This window comes from Paenibacillus mangrovi, assembly GCF_022898935.1.
Lineage (GTDB): Bacteria > Bacillota > Bacilli > Paenibacillales > Paenibacillaceae > Paenibacillus_AQ > Paenibacillus_AQ mangrovi.
In genome coordinates this window covers 133,816-151,344 of the sequence record NZ_JALIRP010000004.1, presented here as the reverse complement: position 1 = coordinate 151,344, position 17,529 = coordinate 133,816, and the positions used below count along the sequence as shown (strand labels likewise).

The 17,529-nt window shown below is 43.4% G+C and carries 19 protein-coding genes; 3 read left to right on the top strand and 16 right to left on the bottom strand.

Annotated features, from left to right (window positions below):
* Positions 1-606 precede the first annotated feature (606 nt).
* Together MUG84_RS11360 and MUG84_RS11355 are read right to left on the bottom strand one after the other, a co-directional pair.
* Positions 607-1,542 carry an NHL repeat-containing protein gene (locus MUG84_RS11360; protein ID WP_244725135.1) on the bottom strand — a complete coding sequence of 312 codons (936 nt, stop codon included), beginning with the start codon at positions 1,540-1,542 and terminating at the stop codon, positions 607-609.
* Positions 1,543-1,632: 90 nt separating this feature from the next.
* Positions 1,633-2,454 carry a phytanoyl-CoA dioxygenase family protein gene (locus MUG84_RS11355; protein ID WP_244725134.1) on the bottom strand — a complete coding sequence of 274 codons (822 nt, stop codon included), beginning with the start codon at positions 2,452-2,454 and terminating at the stop codon, positions 1,633-1,635.
* 127 nt (positions 2,455-2,581) lie between these two features.
* Between MUG84_RS11355 and MUG84_RS11350 the strand changes: the two genes are divergently transcribed.
* Both MUG84_RS11350 and MUG84_RS11345 read left to right on the top strand, forming a co-directional pair.
* Positions 2,582-3,451, top strand: a complete 870-nt coding sequence (locus tag MUG84_RS11350; protein ID WP_244725133.1) for a helix-turn-helix domain-containing protein — start codon at positions 2,582-2,584, stop codon at positions 3,449-3,451.
* Positions 3,452-3,666: 215 nt separating this feature from the next.
* Positions 3,667-3,834, top strand: a complete 168-nt coding sequence (locus tag MUG84_RS11345; protein ID WP_342346114.1) for an AraC family ligand binding domain-containing protein — start codon at positions 3,667-3,669, stop codon at positions 3,832-3,834.
* Positions 3,835-3,923: 89 nt separating this feature from the next.
* Here MUG84_RS11345 and MUG84_RS11340 read toward each other — a convergent pair whose 3' ends face one another.
* The 3 genes from MUG84_RS11340 to MUG84_RS27485 form a co-directional block, all read right to left on the bottom strand.
* A complete protein-coding gene (locus MUG84_RS11340; RefSeq protein WP_244725131.1) occupies positions 3,924-4,256 on the bottom strand; it encodes a phytanoyl-CoA dioxygenase family protein in 333 nt (110 codons plus the stop codon).
* 520 nt (positions 4,257-4,776) lie between these two features.
* Complete coding sequence (locus MUG84_RS11335) at positions 4,777-6,249, bottom strand: Msr family ABC-F type ribosomal protection protein (protein ID WP_244725130.1); 1,473 nt, start codon at positions 6,247-6,249, stop codon at positions 4,777-4,779.
* 256 nt (positions 6,250-6,505) lie between these two features.
* On the bottom strand, positions 6,506-6,697 hold the full coding sequence (locus tag MUG84_RS27485; RefSeq protein ID WP_342346113.1) for a putative RNA methyltransferase: 192 nt from the start codon (positions 6,695-6,697) through the stop codon (positions 6,506-6,508).
* Positions 6,698-7,276: 579 nt separating this feature from the next.
* Between MUG84_RS27485 and MUG84_RS27645 the strand changes: the two genes are divergently transcribed.
* The gene (locus MUG84_RS27645; protein WP_425313218.1) at positions 7,277-7,408 is read left to right on the top strand and encodes an ArsB/NhaD family transporter; all 132 of its coding nucleotides are present in this window, start codon (positions 7,277-7,279) and stop codon (positions 7,406-7,408) included.
* Between the two features lie 645 nt (positions 7,409-8,053).
* Here the strand turns inward: MUG84_RS27645 and MUG84_RS11330 are convergent.
* From MUG84_RS11330 to MUG84_RS11280, 11 genes are all read right to left on the bottom strand, one after another.
* Complete coding sequence (locus tag MUG84_RS11330; protein WP_244725471.1) at positions 8,054-8,566, bottom strand: DUF3189 family protein; 513 nt, start codon at positions 8,564-8,566, stop codon at positions 8,054-8,056.
* A 421-nt stretch (positions 8,567-8,987) separates the two neighbouring features.
* Positions 8,988-9,155 carry a site-specific integrase gene (locus tag MUG84_RS11325; protein WP_280521303.1) on the bottom strand — a complete coding sequence of 56 codons (168 nt, stop codon included), beginning with the start codon at positions 9,153-9,155 and terminating at the stop codon, positions 8,988-8,990.
* A gap of 243 nt (positions 9,156-9,398) precedes the next feature.
* On the bottom strand, positions 9,399-10,265 hold the full coding sequence (locus MUG84_RS11320; RefSeq protein ID WP_244725128.1) for a class I SAM-dependent methyltransferase: 867 nt from the start codon (positions 10,263-10,265) through the stop codon (positions 9,399-9,401).
* Between the two features lie 212 nt (positions 10,266-10,477).
* Entirely contained in the window at positions 10,478-11,701 is a 1,224-nt protein-coding gene (locus tag MUG84_RS11315; RefSeq protein ID WP_244725469.1) for a serine hydrolase domain-containing protein, read from the bottom strand.
* Positions 11,702-11,856: 155 nt separating this feature from the next.
* On the bottom strand, positions 11,857-12,015 hold the full coding sequence (locus tag MUG84_RS11310) for an SRPBCC domain-containing protein (protein WP_342346112.1): 159 nt from the start codon (positions 12,013-12,015) through the stop codon (positions 11,857-11,859).
* Positions 12,016-12,018: 3 nt separating this feature from the next.
* Positions 12,019-12,594, bottom strand: coding sequence for a DUF3995 domain-containing protein (locus tag MUG84_RS11305; protein WP_244725127.1), 576 nt, complete (start codon positions 12,592-12,594; stop codon positions 12,019-12,021).
* A gap of 5 nt (positions 12,595-12,599) precedes the next feature.
* On the bottom strand, positions 12,600-13,061 hold the full coding sequence (locus MUG84_RS11300; protein WP_244725126.1) for a hypothetical protein: 462 nt from the start codon (positions 13,059-13,061) through the stop codon (positions 12,600-12,602).
* Positions 13,062-13,088: 27 nt separating this feature from the next.
* On the bottom strand, positions 13,089-13,775 hold the full coding sequence (locus MUG84_RS11295) for a response regulator (protein ID WP_244725125.1): 687 nt from the start codon (positions 13,773-13,775) through the stop codon (positions 13,089-13,091).
* 24 nt (positions 13,776-13,799) lie between these two features.
* Positions 13,800-15,260: a sensor histidine kinase gene (locus MUG84_RS27480; protein ID WP_244725124.1), complete on the bottom strand. Its 1,461-nt coding sequence runs from the start codon at positions 15,258-15,260 to the stop codon at positions 13,800-13,802.
* Between the two features lie 703 nt (positions 15,261-15,963).
* Positions 15,964-16,275, bottom strand: a complete 312-nt coding sequence (locus MUG84_RS11285) for an RNA polymerase sigma factor (RefSeq protein WP_244725123.1) — start codon at positions 16,273-16,275, stop codon at positions 15,964-15,966.
* A gap of 330 nt (positions 16,276-16,605) precedes the next feature.
* On the bottom strand, positions 16,606-17,460 hold the full coding sequence (locus MUG84_RS11280) for a GNAT family N-acetyltransferase (RefSeq protein ID WP_244725122.1): 855 nt from the start codon (positions 17,458-17,460) through the stop codon (positions 16,606-16,608).
* Between the last annotated feature and the right edge of the window lie 69 nt (positions 17,461-17,529).

Below are 17,529 nucleotides of genomic sequence, written 5' to 3'. Positions count from 1 at the left end.
AGAGAAACCTGAGATTCACCAATGGTTTGTCTTAGAAAGAACACATGGATAAATGTGCCTAAAAAAATATATATCCCTCGAGATTTTTAATATATTATATGGAGAAATACGAGGATTGCGTGGGACAAATAATGCCTTCAACGGCAGGATTGTCTTTTTGGCTGAGCAGGTAGATAAAGGCCAGACCGGAGTCCTTGTCCGTCGGTCGTTTATTTCGTCCCAGCGAGGAACACTGGTTTTTTGACTTCTCTTCCCTGCTATACTCAACCACGCCTTAAAGAAGTTGTCACTAAACTTAGTCACTATTTCCTGTTCCAAACCTTACTTAATTATACTGTAAAGGGTTGACCCTCAACAATGTGAAGGTCAACCCTTTTGAGTTTTCATTTGACTATTGAGAATACTTTCAATTGAGTAAGATATTTCTCAGCTTCTTGTGTTTCTTTTTCTAACCCTTGGTTGATCGCTAATCGGAATGGTATGAATGACATTTCATCTCTTGTAGTGTTTATCTGCATAAGGGCATACAAAATTTTTTAGAGGTAACTCCCCTACCAGGTCTTTATATCACAATTGATTGATCATCCTCATTATAAAGTGTAGCAATCATTGGGATAATGTTCGAGAAAGCTTCGTTACACGACCATCAACAATCCATTCAGCGACATACACAGAACCTTGGGAATCTACACAAACACCATGAGGTGAGCTGAATTTATTATCACGATAATAAGACTTCGGCAAATTAGGCCAGCCCGTTTGTTTATATGCCTGCTGATCTTCACCTAAATGACAGATCAACCGATCATTCTTGTCGAAAATTGTAATTCGGCTATCCAAGTCAGGGATGTAAACTTCATCGCCTTGAAAATAAAAGCTACAAGGCATGTCCAAATCATCCATGATTACTCTTTTGAAATCACCTTGCAAAGTGAAAACTTGAATACGGTGATTGCCACGATCCGCTACGTAAACTTCTTCTTCACCTTGTCGTGTATCAATGGAAATGCCATGCGGACAGTTCAATTGTCCGCATTCTGTACCCTTTCCACCCCAAGAACGGATATATTCACCTGCTGCTGTATACTGATGAATCCAGCTTTGACCATAACCGTCAGCTACATAAATATCGCCATTAGTAGAAACAGCTACATCCGTTGGTACAAATTTCAACTCTTCATTATAAATGTCCGCGCGATCTGGAGTTTCCAATGTAAGCAAGTGCTTTCCGCTTAAATCCATTTTCACAACATTACGTCGCGTAGTATCTGTTACATAGAGGTATTCGCCATCATGCTCTTTATTCAAGTAAAATCCATGAGCGCCTCCCTCAAACTCTTCGCCCCACGCTTCTAGAAATTGTCCGTTTTGACTAAATTTGAAAATCGAAGGTTTTCCCGTATGAAACACATAGACGTTATCTTCCTGATCAACGACAATTCCATGCGTATATCCGAATTCCAAGTCAGCAGGAAGTTTGGCCCAGCCTTGAACAAGATTATAACTTCGTACGGTATTACCTAATTTTGATTGATTAGACATTTGTTAGCCCCATTCCATATTCCCCTATACCAAAACGATGATATTAATGGAAATTAGTTTGTCAAAAAGCACGCGTGAGTCGCAAAAAAACTAAGGATACACAATTGGATTAAGCGGACTTGCGGCAGCATCTCCTGCTTTTTGTCCTGGAAACCAGTTTTCTAAGTCATTTTTTTGTGCATTACTACCCGGTTCAGCAATAGCGAGCCCATCAGCAATATAGATAATGGTCATCACTTCACGCATTTGATCCGTTGGATTTCCCGGAGCGCTGTGAAGAGTCCATCCAGAGTGAAAAGTAGCGTCGCCCGCTGCCATTGCACCGTAATTTACCTGTTCTATGCCTTTACCTTCAATATAGTCCTTGAAGGTTCTATGCGACTCATCCGATATTTCCTGCTTCGAGATATAGCCATTGTGATGGGTTTCAGAAGCAAAGGTCATCGATCCAACTTCCTCAGAGATTGGAACAAGCGGCATCCATAGTGTTATTGTTTTGTCGGTGTCCAATGGCCAATAGATTTGATCCTGATGCCATGGCGTATGACCGCCTCCGGGCTCTTTGAACAATGCTTGATCATGGTAAATTCGTACTGATGGAACGCCCATAAGGTCAGCAGCTACTTTTGCAAAGCGCCGCGCCATCACAAACTTTTCAACCGATTCACTTATTTTCCATAGGTTTGCGATTTGAATAAATGCTTTACCATATGTATCCCGTTCATGAAGTGGTTTTGTATGGTTGTTATGTTCTTTGACGATCTCACTAATTACCTCGCGATAAATGGAAATTTCATCTTGTTTGGCTAGTCCTCTTACAATGGTATGTCCCTTATGCTTGTAATTTGCAATTAGTTCTTCTGGAAGGTGATGTAACTCATTCAAGCTAGGAAGATTGTTTAATTTGCTCATATTAAATTCTCTCCTTTTCAACTATTCATTTATGATATAGTTAATTGTAAGCGGTTTTAATCATTTGGTCTTTGTGTGTAATGATCGTTTTACTTGTATAAAATTACTGAATTAAAAGGTGGCTCTTATGAATCTATTTTCATTTGCGAATACACATCCCATTGCCCCCTACATTAGAGAAAGTGATGTTGCAGTACGTTCTGCCTATTATCATCCTTTCCGAAAACTACTTGACTATTTACTCATCTATATACAAAAAGGACAATTAACGGTCGTCGCTGACGGAACGACTTACGAACTCGAAGAAGGACAGTTCTGTTTGCTTCAACCTGGAACCGTGCATGATTTGCAATCTTTTGCTCATAATGCAACACCATTTGCCCATATGGACTTTTTCTTTCACGCTGATCGAGAGAAGAGCTTTCCGACAAAGCCTGGACAGATCGATGTACATTCCTTCCAGCATTTGATGCAGCCAAGGCTTAACGATTTTGAAGGTTTATCAATCCCGGTTGTACTAGCACCGAGTAAGCCGTATCTATATCGTAATTTGCTAATGGATATGATAGAAAGCTGGCTTGAACCCAATCCTTTGTCCAAGTTAAAGGCGCAAGCAACAGCCGCCCAACTCCTCTATCACATCATGCATGACCATTCTAATCCTGCCAATCTAAAATCAAGTCATCCGCATGATCTGGACTGGATCCCATCTTACTTTTCGTTTCACCTTGCCGAAACACTATCAATAGAAGACTTAGCTAAGCGGACGAATCTTTCTCCTTCTCGATTTCGGGCGGTTTTCCGCGAGCGATATGGAGTTCCACCGCATCAGTTCCTTATTAATCTCAGACTGGATCATGCTAAGGACCTGCTGACCACTACTACATATTCGATTGCCAAAATAGCAGAGTTTTGTGGGTTTTTAGATGTCAGTCATTTCACAAATAGATTTCGATCTGTTACTGGTCTCTCTCCAGGATCCTTTAGAGGGAAGTAAGAGAGTTTCCCATAAATGGTTAAGGCTTAGATGAATGAATGCATTTCACCTGCATCTCGCTATGTATACCAGATAGAGATCTTTATATTTTTCAGACAAAGGGCGGTGAGTGATACCATAAATTTAATAGACGCTTCAAAAACATCCTACATCTTAAATAGCTTAGCGAGTGTACTCAATCAACATTCGATCACCTTGACGTCCATTACTGGGGAATAAATCCGCATCATTTGCATAATCAGCTACACAAGCACTCTTTTTTTGAAATATGTTACGTATTGGAGGGTCAAGGGGTTTACCTGGATGATGGAACACAATATGCGTTGGAAACAGGAACCTTATTCTGTTCAAGACCAGAGATATGGCATCAAATCCGCAGCTAAAATGAAATGTATCTGGTTTATGTAGTTTTCGATGTTGATCCTTATAGTTAGTATCGCCCAAGCCCTACTCCTTTCCTTCTATACCGCCTTCACAGAGCACACTGAAAAGACGTTTCAATTGTCCAAAAACAAAGAAACCCTCTAATGAGCTGCCGGTTAAGGAATCCTCGCTTATGCTCGCCTGAAACGAACGTCATCGAGCCGACCTCCTCGGAAATCGGAACAAGCGGCATCCACATCGTAACCGTATGATTCGTCGCAACTGGCCAATAGTTCTGGTCCTGATGCCAAGGCGTATGGCCGCCTCCCGGCTCCTTGAATAACGCCTGGTCGGAACCCATTTGACGCCCATCAGATCGGCGGCCACCTTGGCAAACCGGCGAGCAAGCACGAAACGGCGAACGGCCTCGCTTCTTTGCCACAAATTTTCCATTTGAATAAACGCTTTGCCGTACGTGTCGCGTTCGTGGATCGGTTTCGTGTGGTGATTGTGCTGGATTACGATATCGCGGATGATCGGACGGTATGCCGCCAGCACCTCGGCCGTGGCCAAACCCCGAACGATCGTATGACCGTCCCGGTCGTAACCGTCGATGCACGACATGAGTGATGTCGGTTGTTGAACTTGTTCTTCTTTACTTTTGTGTCATTAGACATCTATGCAAACATTACACTATCCTTCTGCTCCTCTTTTTGAGATACCCATTCTTCTTGATTTCCATGTGTAGTCCCAAAAGAAACAGGCCGAGGAATTCCGCAGCCTGTTTCTTCCGATTCGCTTTTCGGCACACCGCCAAGTCAGTACACGGTATTTAGTTCTTTGGACTGGAATGTCTTGATATTCTTCCGTTATCATCGGTGATCTTGCTCACGAGCTGCGTCTTTAGCGGCTTCACCCCAGGTGCGTCATAGAAGCGTGACTTTCCCTCCTTGCCTGAGAAACTATTCCTTGTAAGAAATCAATTTCAGTTTTTTATCTTCAATCGCATATTGGCAATCTGCGACAGCTTTGACAAACTTGCGGTCATGGGAGACGAGCAGAATTGTTCCTTCGTAAGCTTTAATGAAATCTTCCAATGCTTCAATACAGAACACATCTAAAAAAATGGTGGGCTCATCTAAAATCAGTATGTTGTAGCGTCCAACGAAAAGATCGCACAAGACCAGCCGGATTGCCTCGCCACCGCTTAAATCGCGAACATTTTTTTTAATATCATTACCCGTAAAATTCATGGAATGAAGGATTGCACGAATTTTGCTCTCGTCATACTCGCTTCTTCCCTTCATATAATCCAGAACGTTCTGTTCTTTATCAAATCGATAACCCATTTGTTCATAATACCCGATGACCGCTTTTGGAGAAATGATGGTCCCTTCTCCCCTGTTAACAATATGACGCAGTAGGGTGGATTTCCCTGCCCCGTTATTTCCTTTGATCGCAATGGTACTGCCTAATGGGAACTGAAAAAATGCATCTTCGAGCAAGATTTTGTCCCCTGCTTTCAGGGTCAACTGCTCGGCCATAATGGGGAATTTGTTGTGCAATTGAAGAGCCGTCGATTGACTGAAGCTTGGTTTTTGTTCTTCTTTGGGTGCTTCGGTTGCTTCAAGCTGCTTTATTCTTTGTTCCATGGCTTTGGCTGCGCGCTGGACTGCCTTTTGGCTTGTGTCTTTAGATTTGGTCATAAACATTTTATTGGCTTTCGATTTCGACTCCTTTTTTGAAATGTGACCATTCGCTTGAGTAATTTTATCCGCCTTTTTCATTTTTTCCTCTGCGGCTTTTGTGAGACGGGACTTTTCTTTGATATATTTGTCATGCTGTTCTTGCTGCTGCTTTCGCTGAAGCTCTTTTTGGTCAACGTATTCTGAGTAGTTTCCTGTATATTCGGTAACGAAACCATCATCAATTTCCCAAATTTTTGTAACAAGCTTGTCAAGAACATATCGATCATGGCTGACAAGTACAAGTGCCCCATAATAATAAGTCAATTCATCGATAAAAAATTGAGTACCAGCTTCGTCAAGGTGAGTCGTTGGCTCGTCGATCAATAACCCTTCATGGTAGTCGGACAGTATTTTAGCCAATTTCAGTCTGGTTTGTTCTCCGCCGCTGAAATTTTCAATTTCGGTTTGCGGAATCGACAGCTTCCCCAGCAACTCATAATTGGCTTCCCGATCGTCCGGCTTGACCAATTGATCAAAATAGGCAAAATCCGCAAAAGACTTTACATGACCTTGATCCGGCTTGATTTGGCCGTTCATAAGCTTCAGCAACGTACTTTTGCCCGACCCGTTCTTACCGACAATCCCGATACGATCGAACTGATATACCACAAGCCGCGGAATATTTAACACGACTTTATCCAAATAGGATAATTCAATATTTTCTATTTCTAGGCATACTTTCTCCATGATATAACACCTCATTTTTTATTTATTCAATCCGATTAAAATATCGATATCAATCGTAATTTCAGCAGATCCCTGACGAACTAATGCATCCCTATGCGCTTGATCTGAAGTCCAAGACAAGGGAGACATTTGAACCAAGTTTCCGAGCTCATCTCTATTTAAGCTTCTGGTATAACATAAGCTGATTACATCCGAGAGATGGAAGTGCTTTTTGAAAAGTGACACGGTATCCTCATTGTTAAAGCTTTTCTTCTTATCAGCGACATCGAAAAACGCACAGTTCCTTACCGTAATTGCTATTTAAGGGGCGAGTCATCAAATTTACATAACCTTGTTTTGATATATCAAACGTATGGTTGTTGGGACATCCCAGGCTCTTTAAATCAACGACCTTTAACGCACCTTCACAATGCGGGCACCTAAAAGTCTCGGCGTATTCGCTGAACATCTCAGCGCTTATGATTTTTTGGCTCTTCGTCATGGATGACACCCCTTTGCTTATTTTTAATGGATTTCAACAACGATCCCATTTCTTTTTGTTTACTTTCGGCCAATACTTTCCCTGCATTTTGATTCTTTGTGCATTAAATGCTGCCCGGAAAAATTGGGAGGCTCTCCACGGCTCAGCTTTTTCCCACTGTACTCTCCCCTTTCAAAATAAAAAAATCACAGGCAATTTGCCTGTGATCAGAGTAAACGGGTAGCGACCTATTATATGGATCAGGAATGCTCGGAATGTCGAATGCAAATAAATCTTTCCTTATCCAAGGAAAAATTCATCATCAACATAAAAAAGAAAGGCATAGAGAATCTGCCTTTCTTCACGACATTCGAGCAAATGAAGATTATTAAAAATGGGCAGACTGATCCCGTTTACTCTGTCATGACAAACAGAGCCTTTGAACAGTATTTAATTACTGGTTCAAAGTAAGGGAACGTAGTCTGATAAAAAACATTGTTAATAATCCTCCTTCAATTATCAAAATATTACTAACAAGAGTAACATGACTTCACGAATAATTCAAGGATTATTACTTATGTTCCCTCCCGTTCATCTGTCGCAAACGCTGATCCTATCTCCAAAAAACCGCTGGTGGTCAGCAACCTTGTTAATATCGTTTCCGCAGACTTTTTCGGGATCACATTGCTCCCTTTCTGATGACTAATAGCTTCTCATCATTCAAACAAATTCCGTATGCACCTAAATGACGGTGCCATTGCTCATTAAAAATCATGTGCACCCCCTGTGGGAATCTATTCTATTCATCATAATTTCTTCAAATCATTTCCATTATCCTGCCCGTTAGCTTAACACCTGAGGTCAGTCTACAACTTTATTTTCACGGTCTAATACTTTATTTTATGATTCCAAAAGAAATGGCTGCAGAAGCTATCCGACAAATTCTTTATTCTCAATTTTAACTCTACAAATATGGATCTATTTCATCAAATCGGTAATCGGACCATGTTCTTGTCCTTGACTCGGGACAAGAACATGTACCGATAAAACAAAAAAGCCGCTATGATAGCGACTTTCAATGGGACTATGTTTTTGTCCCTCGACACGACATTAGTACTTATCGTTGAACTGCCCAGCATCTCCGATTTCTGCAACAATTGTCTCAAGCCCTCATTTACGAAAACAATATATGTTCTTGTCCTGTCCTCAATCAGCAAAGGCTAATGTTCTTGTCATTTGATTTTGACAAGAAGATATATTGTTAAAACAAAAAAAGCCGCAACTTCACGACTTTTAAGCATATATGTTCTTGTCACCCTACTTTTCCCCAATAGACCACTTCCCTTATTTATATATTTCATTATCTAAAATAATAACTTTTCCCTCATTAGAGGACTTCCCTGTTCGTTTCGTATTTTCAACCAACTGGAAAATATTATTACAGCATTGTTTAGCACCCATAATTAATAACGGAACACCTATGAAATCGATTTTTAATCCTCTTGAGAAGAAACCCCCAATTGACATGACGAACGGTACAGTCGGTGACGTATTAGAGAATATTATTTTTTCTTGAAAATGATGTTTGCTTTGTAGTAACAAGCTTAAGTCTTTTAATGCCGGAATAACAAGTTTGGAGGATTTTCGTCCTATTGTATATACTGAATCTCCATTTTCGTCTATCCCGTGAAAAATGATTTTCCCCGAATCATCTTTAGTTAATTTATTGAAATAGTTAACATTTAATATTTCTTCTTTAGTTAGTTTTCGTTCTGATTGGGTAATTTCTCTTAAATGATAAGCAGCTGCAATAGCTGTTGTATGTGTCCCACCATAGTCATTATAGATATAAATCATGATATCATCCTTTATATTTTTATCTATAGCTATTATTGTCATTAATTTTAGTTTCAATTCGGCTTATTTCCTTTAGCTCTTATTACACTGTATCGTCCGGATACAACAGAAGAAGCCAACAAATATATATTGTTGGCTTACTCGTCAATACTTTTTCAACTAATGTGTCTCGTTAGCTGAATAGCATAATTATCTCTTTTATATCATGTTAAAACCGATTTTATCGTTTTCAGTGATAGGTCTGATAACTCTACATGGTACGCCTGCTGCAATAACGTTTGAAGGTATAAGTGAACCACCACATTGAAGGCTACCATTAATCATCGCTCTTATTATTAACGCATAGCTCTTCAGCTATTTGTTGAACACGTTCTAGGGGTAGTACCAGCGTAGCTGTAACCAAGGGCAAAGTAGATGTAAATTAAATGGGGAATTTATTTATAACCTCGTTATCTTCTTGCTGGGCATCTGTGATTGCAAGCTTCGAATAGATTTCCAATAACTTCCGGCTTTCATGACCGGAATACGGCTGTATGAGTGCGTCATCGATGCCCTGCTTTTTGAGCCAGGTCAACAGAAAATGACGCAGCTTGTGTGGCTACAGTTTTTGAGCAAGTTCAGCTTCCTCCGAATATTTGGCCAAAATCTTTCGTATTCCCCGATCCGTGTACTTTTTCTTCCACGATGATTCAAATAAATAGACCGCATGTTTTTTCTTCATCGCGTCAGCGTGCATGGCCAGCAGTTCTTTAAATGACTGAGGGAATGGAACGATGCGATCCTTGCCGGCAGCCGCGTATTAGTTATTTATTAAGCTAAAGTGTCCCGTCAGTTAATTTAATTCGCAAATAAAAGCCGCAACTGGTTTTGAAATGATCAATTCTCTACCACATGATTCAATTTTTTTGCTAGTTAAAGCCAGAAAAGTTTGGGAGATTGCTTCCCGTTGTTCTCGACTTAACGCTATGTCATGAAGAGGACCTTGATAGAGTTGAGTTGCCATATAGTATTGTAACACAGGCTCCGGATCTGTTACCTTGAATCCTGCCTCATAAGTTATTAGTTCTACTCGATTAAAGTGCTCTGACAGTATAGCCTCTCCATTTTCTAAAGAAAAAGGAATCGGATCTTCTTTAATTTCAAATGGTATATGTAACTGACACATTGTCTCCTGATGCAGTGCGAAGAATTCAGGCATCCCCCGGCTACTATTAGTAGTAGCTAAAAACTGTCCAGTATTTCTTAAAACTCTGCTGATTTCCTTCAATCCTTTTTTCAAATCAGGTAGATGGTATAGCATATGATTTGCCATGACGACATCAAACTCGTCAGAAAGAAACGGCAATTTCTCAGCGTCAGCAATCATGTGGAGGATAGGTAGCCCTTCCTGTTCTGCCTGAATACGTGCTGAATTCATAACTCCTTCTGTTAAGTCACAACAAACCATAAACCCGCCATTGTTTTTCAAAATTTTACTGGTGGGAATTGAGAACCTCCCATTCCCTGTTCCAATATCAAGAACGCGTTCACTGCCCAGCAAATTAAGTTTTTCTATTGTCCAAGTTTCAAACAACTCTTTTGATATTCCGTATTTACCCATTACCTCATACTTAGCACTAAGGTTATTACCTGTGTTATAAATTGATTGTATGTTTTCTTTATTTTGTGAATTCTCGTAGTAGTTCCGGACTTGACTCATATTCTCGCCTTCCTAACGTACTTTAATTGTTCACAAATTCAATATAAATTAAAATCTCGATAAAAGTTAGGGGTTAAATTTGTCGATATTCCTGTAGCCTAATTAGCACTATCCTGCCTTTTAGCTTAATGAATAAGAGCAGCCTGCCGCCGGCAAACTGCTCCATGGTTCGTTGAACTATCGTTTCCCGTTAGTCTAATGAATCATCGATGTTAGTCTTCGATTGCCTGGTAGACCGTGGTCCAGAAGTCGTGGATAAGATGCAATGAATCCAGGGTGGAAAACCCGACCTGGGTTAGCAGGACTCCGGTGAGCTGGTTGGCCTTGTCTGCGTAGACGGTGGTGCCGGTACCGCCGTCCCAGCCGAACTGCCCGATGGGCGCATAGTCGCCGCGATAGGTGCGCACCGCCATCCCGAAGCCCCAGCCGCCGTGCAACCCCTGGCCGGACGACAGGTGGGCGATTTTCCTATACATGGCGTCCCGGGCAGCTTGTTGCTTGGGCGTGAGGCAATTGGTGGTCATCAGCTCGACGGCGGGCCGGGACAAGATCCGTTCGCTCCCGTGCATCCCGTGATTCAGCAGCATCTGGAAGAAGGCGTGGTAGTCATCGACGGTAGAGACCAGCGCGCAGCTCTGGAACGCCGGAGGCTGGCTGGCCCGTCCGCCTGCTGCCTCGTCCCATACGAGGAACTCTCCGGTCTGCGGGTCGGGCCCGTAGAGGGGCGGCAGTCGGTCGATCTTGCCGTCGGGCACGTGGAAACCGGTGTCCTTCATCCCCAGCGGATCGAGGATGCGTTCGCGCAGGAACGTCTCCAACGGCTGGCCCGTGACCCTGGCGACAAGCACGCAGACTACCTCGTTGCTGAGGTCGTACTGCCACCGTTCCCCGGGCTGGTACGACAGCGGCAGCTCGCCAAGGCGGCGCATCCACTCGTCCGGCCCGGGTGCCGGCCCGGACGCCACGCTGTAGTCGGTCTTCTCGAAAATCGCGGCCCTGATCGGGGAGTCTAGCAACTCGAAATCCACTCCGAGCCCGAACGTGGAGGTCAGCAGGTCCCTTACAGTGATCGGCCGCCGCGCCGGTACGGTCTCGTCCAGCGGGCCGTCGGGCCGTTTCAGTACCTGCCGGTTGGCGAGTTCCGGCAGCCACGGGTCAACCGGCTCGTCAAGTCGCAGCCTGCACTCATCGAGCAGGATCATCATCGCCGCCATCGTGACCGGCTTGGACGTCGAGGCCATCCGGAAGATCGTGTCCCGGCGCATCGGAGCGCCACCGTCATGACGCATCGTGCCAAGCGCTTCGACGTGCGTCTCACCGTTCCGGCTGACCAGGGCTACGAGCCCAGGAATCTTCCCGGACTCGACATGCCGTGACAGCACGTCGCTCATTCTGCGCAGCCCTGTTTCGGAGAAGCCGTTATTGCTTTGTCCCATCATCTTTGTCATTTAGTTTCCCTCACTTTACTTTTTTATCAGTTCTATTGTTTTATACTATAAGTTCTCTTTTGTTATTCATGCTTGAAAGCCCTTTGTCAAAAAGGTGTATTCGATGCATTAATGATATTGAATATTGGCAATCAAAATCTGACTCATCTCCTGTTCTGGGCAAACAGAGCGCCGCCAGGCTTTAGTTCGAACTCCTGAATCTTAATCGTGAACCCTTTGGATCCCCACCAGTTCGGAAGATGCTTCGGGACCGTCCAAGCCTGAAATACTATCTCGTGGGGCGCATCCTTCTGCCTGCCAATTGCTTATGCAAATCGCACACCCATAATCCCAGTGACCAAACCGACAATAATGCCGATCATGCAAGCCGCTAGCCAGAATTTTCTGCTGCGGGCGTTTTTCAAGAAACAGTACCCTAATAGGCCAAATAATATCCCCTCGATTAAAAACCAAGGCTCAAAGAGCACTAGATCCCACAACACAAAGGCATCTTCATGGATGTCAAATGATCCCGATTCCAACCCGACTACCCCACTGATTTGAAGTATTCTATAAACAATTCCATAAATGCCGTGCGAAGCAGCTAACGAACATCCTGCCCAGGCTATAAATAGCCACAGATAACTAGAAAATCTGCCCTTACTCCAATAAATAAATGCAAGACCAATGATTCCGGCAACGGTTAGAAATACAGATGCAATCCCATTAATCAAATCAAAATGGATATGTTGTACGATATCAGGTTTTAGTAGACCCTCCCCTATCGTGCCGCCTAAAGCCCAGTAAAGGTGTGGTAGCATATAAACGATGGACCAAATAAAAACTGCGTAACCCGACCAAACCAACGATTTTGTTTGCGTATGTTGCGTTTGCGTATGCATATCTATCACGCTTCCCTAGTCATGCCGTCTATCAATCTGCGCCGTGCACGCCACGCGGTGAAACCAAACAAGACTGCTCCAATCAGAGACCATGGACCTGGCCCTAATATATAAAGGAAAATCATGAAGTCCTTGCGTTGCACCGCGAGAATCAAATGCCAGACATCGTGTAAACTCATAAATGTAGAAGCGGTCCATGTGAGAACAAGCGCTGCCCGAAACCATTTTCTTCCTCCCCAGAAGCGGACAAGAGTCATTGCCGCCGCCGCAAATATGAAACAGATGAGGCTGGGAAGTACACCCCATGCGAAAAACAGTCCTATCTTCTGTTCCGCAGCAGGTGCGTTAACGAAACCGATGAGGTTTACTATAAAGTGGATAACGCCAAGCGCGAACGCCGCGGCAAACGCGCCGTATCCCATCCATTTCTCACCTGTTGTTTGAATCCTTTCATTTCGTTCTTTCATATCACATCACTCCTTTTTCTCTGCAACTTATACATCTCCTCGCTTGCGCTGAACGACGCCTTGTTCCCAAGCGAAGACCGCCGCCTGGGTCCGATCCGACAGCTGCAATTTGCCAAGGATATTGCTTACATGGCCTTTCACTGTTTGCTCGCTGATGACCAACGATTGCGCGATTGCTGCATTGGCGTTTCCTTGGGCGATAAGGCGCAATACTTCAAGCTCACGATCGGTTAAATCATTAAAAACGTTCGGAATATCCTTTCGTTCCTCGCGAAACTCCTGCACTACCCGAGCGGCCACGCGCGGATGGAGAAATGCTTCACCGCCACGCGCTTTTCGGATAATGTCAGCAAGATCGCCCGACTGGACATTCTTTAATACGTAAGAAAGAGCTCCCGCACGCAAAGCGGGAAAAATATAGTCGTCCTCCTGAAAAGAGGTCAACACAACAATCTGGGAATGGGGGCTGAGTTTCTTTATTCGGCGGATCGCTTCAATCCCGCCAATTCCCGGCATCGACAAATCCATCAGGACGACATCGGGCACCAGATTGGCTACAAGATGTTCAGCTTTCTCTCCGGAAGCCGCTTCCCCCACGATGCGCAAATCGGATTGCGTTTCGAGAAATGAACGAACTCCCTGGCGCACCAAGCTATGATCATCAACCAGCACAATGTGAATGTTATCCTCCATCGGTATTCTCGCTCCCTTCACTTATAGACTCGTACTTAGGCTCCATCATGCTTCATTGTCCTGCTGCCCATGGTCCGGCACCGTTGCAGTGACGACAAAACCTTGCTCCGGCTTGCTCTGGTAGCTAACCTCTCCTCCGAATGGAAAGAGCCGTTCAGACATGGAAAGGAGACCGACCCCTTTTCCTATTTTGCTTGAGACATGACACCCTCGGCCATTATCGGATATTTCCAGTGTCGTCCTATCCGGTTCAAACATGAGTTGAATACGAACGGCACGCGCCTCGCTGTGGCGGGCAACATTCGACAACGCTTCTTGTGTCAGACGGTATAAGGCTTCTTCCAGCTGCAACGGGATCGGGTTCATCCCTTGGACTTGAAAAACAGCATCGATCCCAGTTCGCTCTGCCCATTGCTCGATTTGCTCGCGCAGCGCTTGCGGAAACCTTTTGCCTTCCAACATGGCGGGACGCAGCTCATGGATCAGATTCGTGAGATCGTCCTGCACCTGCCCCAGCAAGTCCTCTGCTTGTTCCAGTCTGGGGAGCGCACCTTCTTTCCCCTGCAAGAGAAGTGCTTTCGCTCCACTAATTTGCATGAATAGCGCGAACAACTGCTGCTTGATGCTGTCGTGCAAATCACGCGCCATTCTCCCCCTCTCGTCCATAGCCGCTTGCTCTTGGCGCACCTGCACATGGTGCCGGAGCTGTTCAGCCATATGATTCAAGCGGCGTGATAGCCGTCCGATTTCGTCTCCGCCCGGATCATCAACCAAGACGGAGAAATCGCCGCGACTCCAATTGTCAGCGGCATCCGCCAATGTTCCGAATCTCCGGATGAGCGGCCGTGAAGTGACCGCACCAAACACAGCGCCTGCCACTCCAACACATAGAACTATGATTACTGAGGCTGGAAGCAAGACAGTCACGCCGATTCCAAGCCATAACGAGGGATGAATCTTGAAGTTTTCCGCTTGCATAACGAGAATTCCATCTGCCTGCTTCTCCGTTGCCCCAAGCGGTATGAATACGAGAACTCCTGTTGATGCGCTATCATGCGTTACCAACTTGACGTCACCCTGGCTGTTGAGATACATTTGCAAATGATCCGCTGCCTGATTTGTGAGCTGTGCCGACAGCAAAGTTCCATGTGACGGAGGGCGGACGCCGGCCCCTGTCGAAGCGATAACTTGCCCTTGCCGGTCAACGACAGCAAGTATGCCCGTGTAAGAAAACACTTTGTCTACGACTCGCTGTTGCTGCTCTAGCCAAAGAGTCAAGCCTGCACGATCGGGTCCTTGATCGCCTGCCAGCAAAGAACCGGCCACATTCGCATTGCTTTTCAAGGCACTCGTTAGCAAAAATGAGCGCGACATATACATTCCCCACCCGAGCGCCAAGAGGAGCAGAAGCTCTACAAGGAGCCAGGCCAAAATGCTGATCAGCATATAGGATCGCGTCAGTCTCCAATGCAGCGGTCGAAATGACTTGAAAAAACGTTTCCGCACACTCGCCTCTTCTCTAGCTAGCATTTTTCATTAATTCCCAGATGCACACCACGTAAACACTCCCCATCCACCAAGGACTAACGGTGCTTTTTGATAAAGCCCAGAATGTTTTTTGATCCACCATGATTTCTCCTTTCGTAAATGTAATCATCACACCATTACGAATTCCGTTATGGCAGGGTACGAAGTTATCACTTCTACAAAAAAAGTATATATTATAACCTACGATATGGGATGCCTCTGTAGGAGTTTTCAGACGATACTTCGGATGCATAACGGACTGCTACTTAACGTTAGTGAAATAACAAAAATAGCAGGCCAAAACAGGAACATACACCGTTTGATGATTTCGCATGACCAAGTGAATCAATCCAATTGTATTGTTGCTCAATATATTTAACATGACGATTTAAAAGCTGAATATGTACGTCCTTTTCCATCGATCTTAATATGCCTTGGTATGAATGCAAGACTTGTGAATAGTGTTCACTTATTGCAATTATCGTTTTTTCAACATTGTGCTTTTGACTATGTAATCTCTTTACTGCAAAATACTGATGTTTTTCCTACAGTAGACAACCCTTCGATTATTTCGGAGTGCTTTAATCCCACAACAATGTGCATTTCTACAATTTCACGCTCAATGACATCCAGTTGAAGCAGAGCTTTAGTAAGTTCTAATCGGTCTAGAATCTACATTTCATCACTGTTTAAACAATGAAATTCCTCGTTCAAACGAACTTCGTTGCGGTATGTTACTACGCAATAATTCGTAAGAAAGGTTTCGTGCGATTGAAATTATCCATGCTTTAGGGTTGGTTCCGTGGCGGTAATTACTTGCTTTTTCATAAACCCGTACAAACGTTTCTTGCATTATTTCTTCAGCCCACGACTTATTTTGTAAAATGGATAATGCCAATCCATACACAGGAATACGCAGTTCTTTATAAATCGTTTGAAGTGAATCAATTTTACCTGAAACAATTGAATCTAGAGCTTCATCCAAAGCGCTCACTTATCTTCACCACCCCTTGCATGTACATAACGGATGAGAACCCACAGCTAAATTCATTTAATGGTAATAAAGTACCTAATCTCTTTCAGTTTCGTCACATTATACACGCTCCCACTTGTATATATGAAAAAAACTATCGTCACAAAAAGACGATAGTTTTTACTATTAATCCTTATATCCTGCATTTATTGAAATAAACTGCTCGTTAGCGTTACGCGGCTGCCGCGTTATAGTTATTTATTAAGCTATACTGCCCGTCAGCGGAATATAGCTGCCAAATGGCAATCGTATAGTCCACTTATTTACACATTAGTTCTCTTTGCTAAATAGCTAAACATCCAATGCCTTGAGTTCCATTCTTACAGAAAAGGTATACCCCATTGACTCTAACAACAACATAGCTTCCTTATCCTGTTCATTAACCATCGTATAAATTTCGTTTCGACCATTCTTAATATGATATTCAAAACCCTTTGTTATGAGAAACTTGCCCAGCCCTTTATTACGCCATCGAGGAATTACGAATAATCTTTCAACTGCGCCAGTTTGCCAACACATAACGCTGCCAACAAGTTCTTCACCTTCAAATGCAGAAATGGTATGTAACTCTGGACCACCCATCATCCATTCCAACATATTTACACTTCTGTATACAACACCTTGATAAAATTGATTTTCTAATTCGGTATATTTGATTCTTTCCTCTTTGGATTCCATCGGGTGAAATTTGACATTAACTCCAACAGGCGTTATGACTTCAGGTATGGTTTTTTCTATTGAACGTTTTGCTATAACATATGTTTGATAAGGGATAAAACCTATCTCTTCGTAAAACTCTCTGTCACCATAGAAGTCTTTCCATGCAACCAACTTTGTCTTCTTGTTTGGATTACGCAGTTTTTGACAGGTATTTATGAATGTAGGGTAAAGAGCCTTTCTCACTTCATTCATGCGATTTGAAGCTAATTCATTAGTGGGTATTTCAATTTCGAATACATCATGATCATCAGCTATTCCATGTCGTAAGTATCCCACACAAATTAAATTACCGTCCTCGTTAAATACACAACTCATCCTCTCATGATCGAAATCTTTATTGTACTTAAAAAGTATCCATGCTTTGTGACTTAAATTTTTAACTGTATCCTCTAATTCAGTGCAATATGGACGAACTTGTAATGACATCCTAATGTCCTCCCTTAACGGTGTTTTTTCAATCATTGCAAAGGAAACTGTTAATAAATATATAAAAGA

Excerpts from the sequence above, each read along its gene's own strand:
- MUG84_RS11355 (WP_244725134.1), bottom strand. The coding sequence starts at position 2,454 with ATGAGCAAATTAAACAATCTTCCTAGCTTGAATGAGTTACATCACCTT.
- MUG84_RS11305 (WP_244725127.1), bottom strand. The coding sequence starts at position 12,594 with ATGCATACGCAAACGCAACATACGCAAACAAAATCGTTGGTTTGGTCG.
- MUG84_RS11320 (WP_244725128.1), bottom strand. The coding sequence starts at position 10,265 with ATGAGTCAAGTCCGGAACTACTACGAGAATTCACAAAATAAAGAAAAC.
- MUG84_RS11360 (WP_244725135.1), bottom strand. The coding sequence starts at position 1,542 with ATGTCTAATCAATCAAAATTAGGTAATACCGTACGAAGTTATAATCTT.
- MUG84_RS11335 (WP_244725130.1), bottom strand. The coding sequence starts at position 6,249 with ATGGAGAAAGTATGCCTAGAAATAGAAAATATTGAATTATCCTATTTG.
- MUG84_RS11300 (WP_244725126.1), bottom strand. The coding sequence starts at position 13,061 with ATGAAAGAACGAAATGAAAGGATTCAAACAACAGGTGAGAAATGGATG.
- MUG84_RS11280 (WP_244725122.1), bottom strand. The coding sequence starts at position 17,460 with ATGTCATTACAAGTTCGTCCATATTGCACTGAATTAGAGGATACAGTT.
- MUG84_RS11315 (WP_244725469.1), bottom strand. The coding sequence starts at position 11,701 with ATGGGACAAAGCAATAACGGCTTCTCCGAAACAGGGCTGCGCAGAATG.
- MUG84_RS11350 (WP_244725133.1), top strand. The coding sequence starts at position 2,582 with ATGAATCTATTTTCATTTGCGAATACACATCCCATTGCCCCCTACATT.
- MUG84_RS27485 (WP_342346113.1), bottom strand. The coding sequence starts at position 6,697 with ATGTTCAGCGAATACGCCGAGACTTTTAGGTGCCCGCATTGTGAAGGT.
- MUG84_RS11330 (WP_244725471.1), bottom strand. The coding sequence starts at position 8,566 with ATGATTTATATCTATAATGACTATGGTGGGACACATACAACAGCTATT.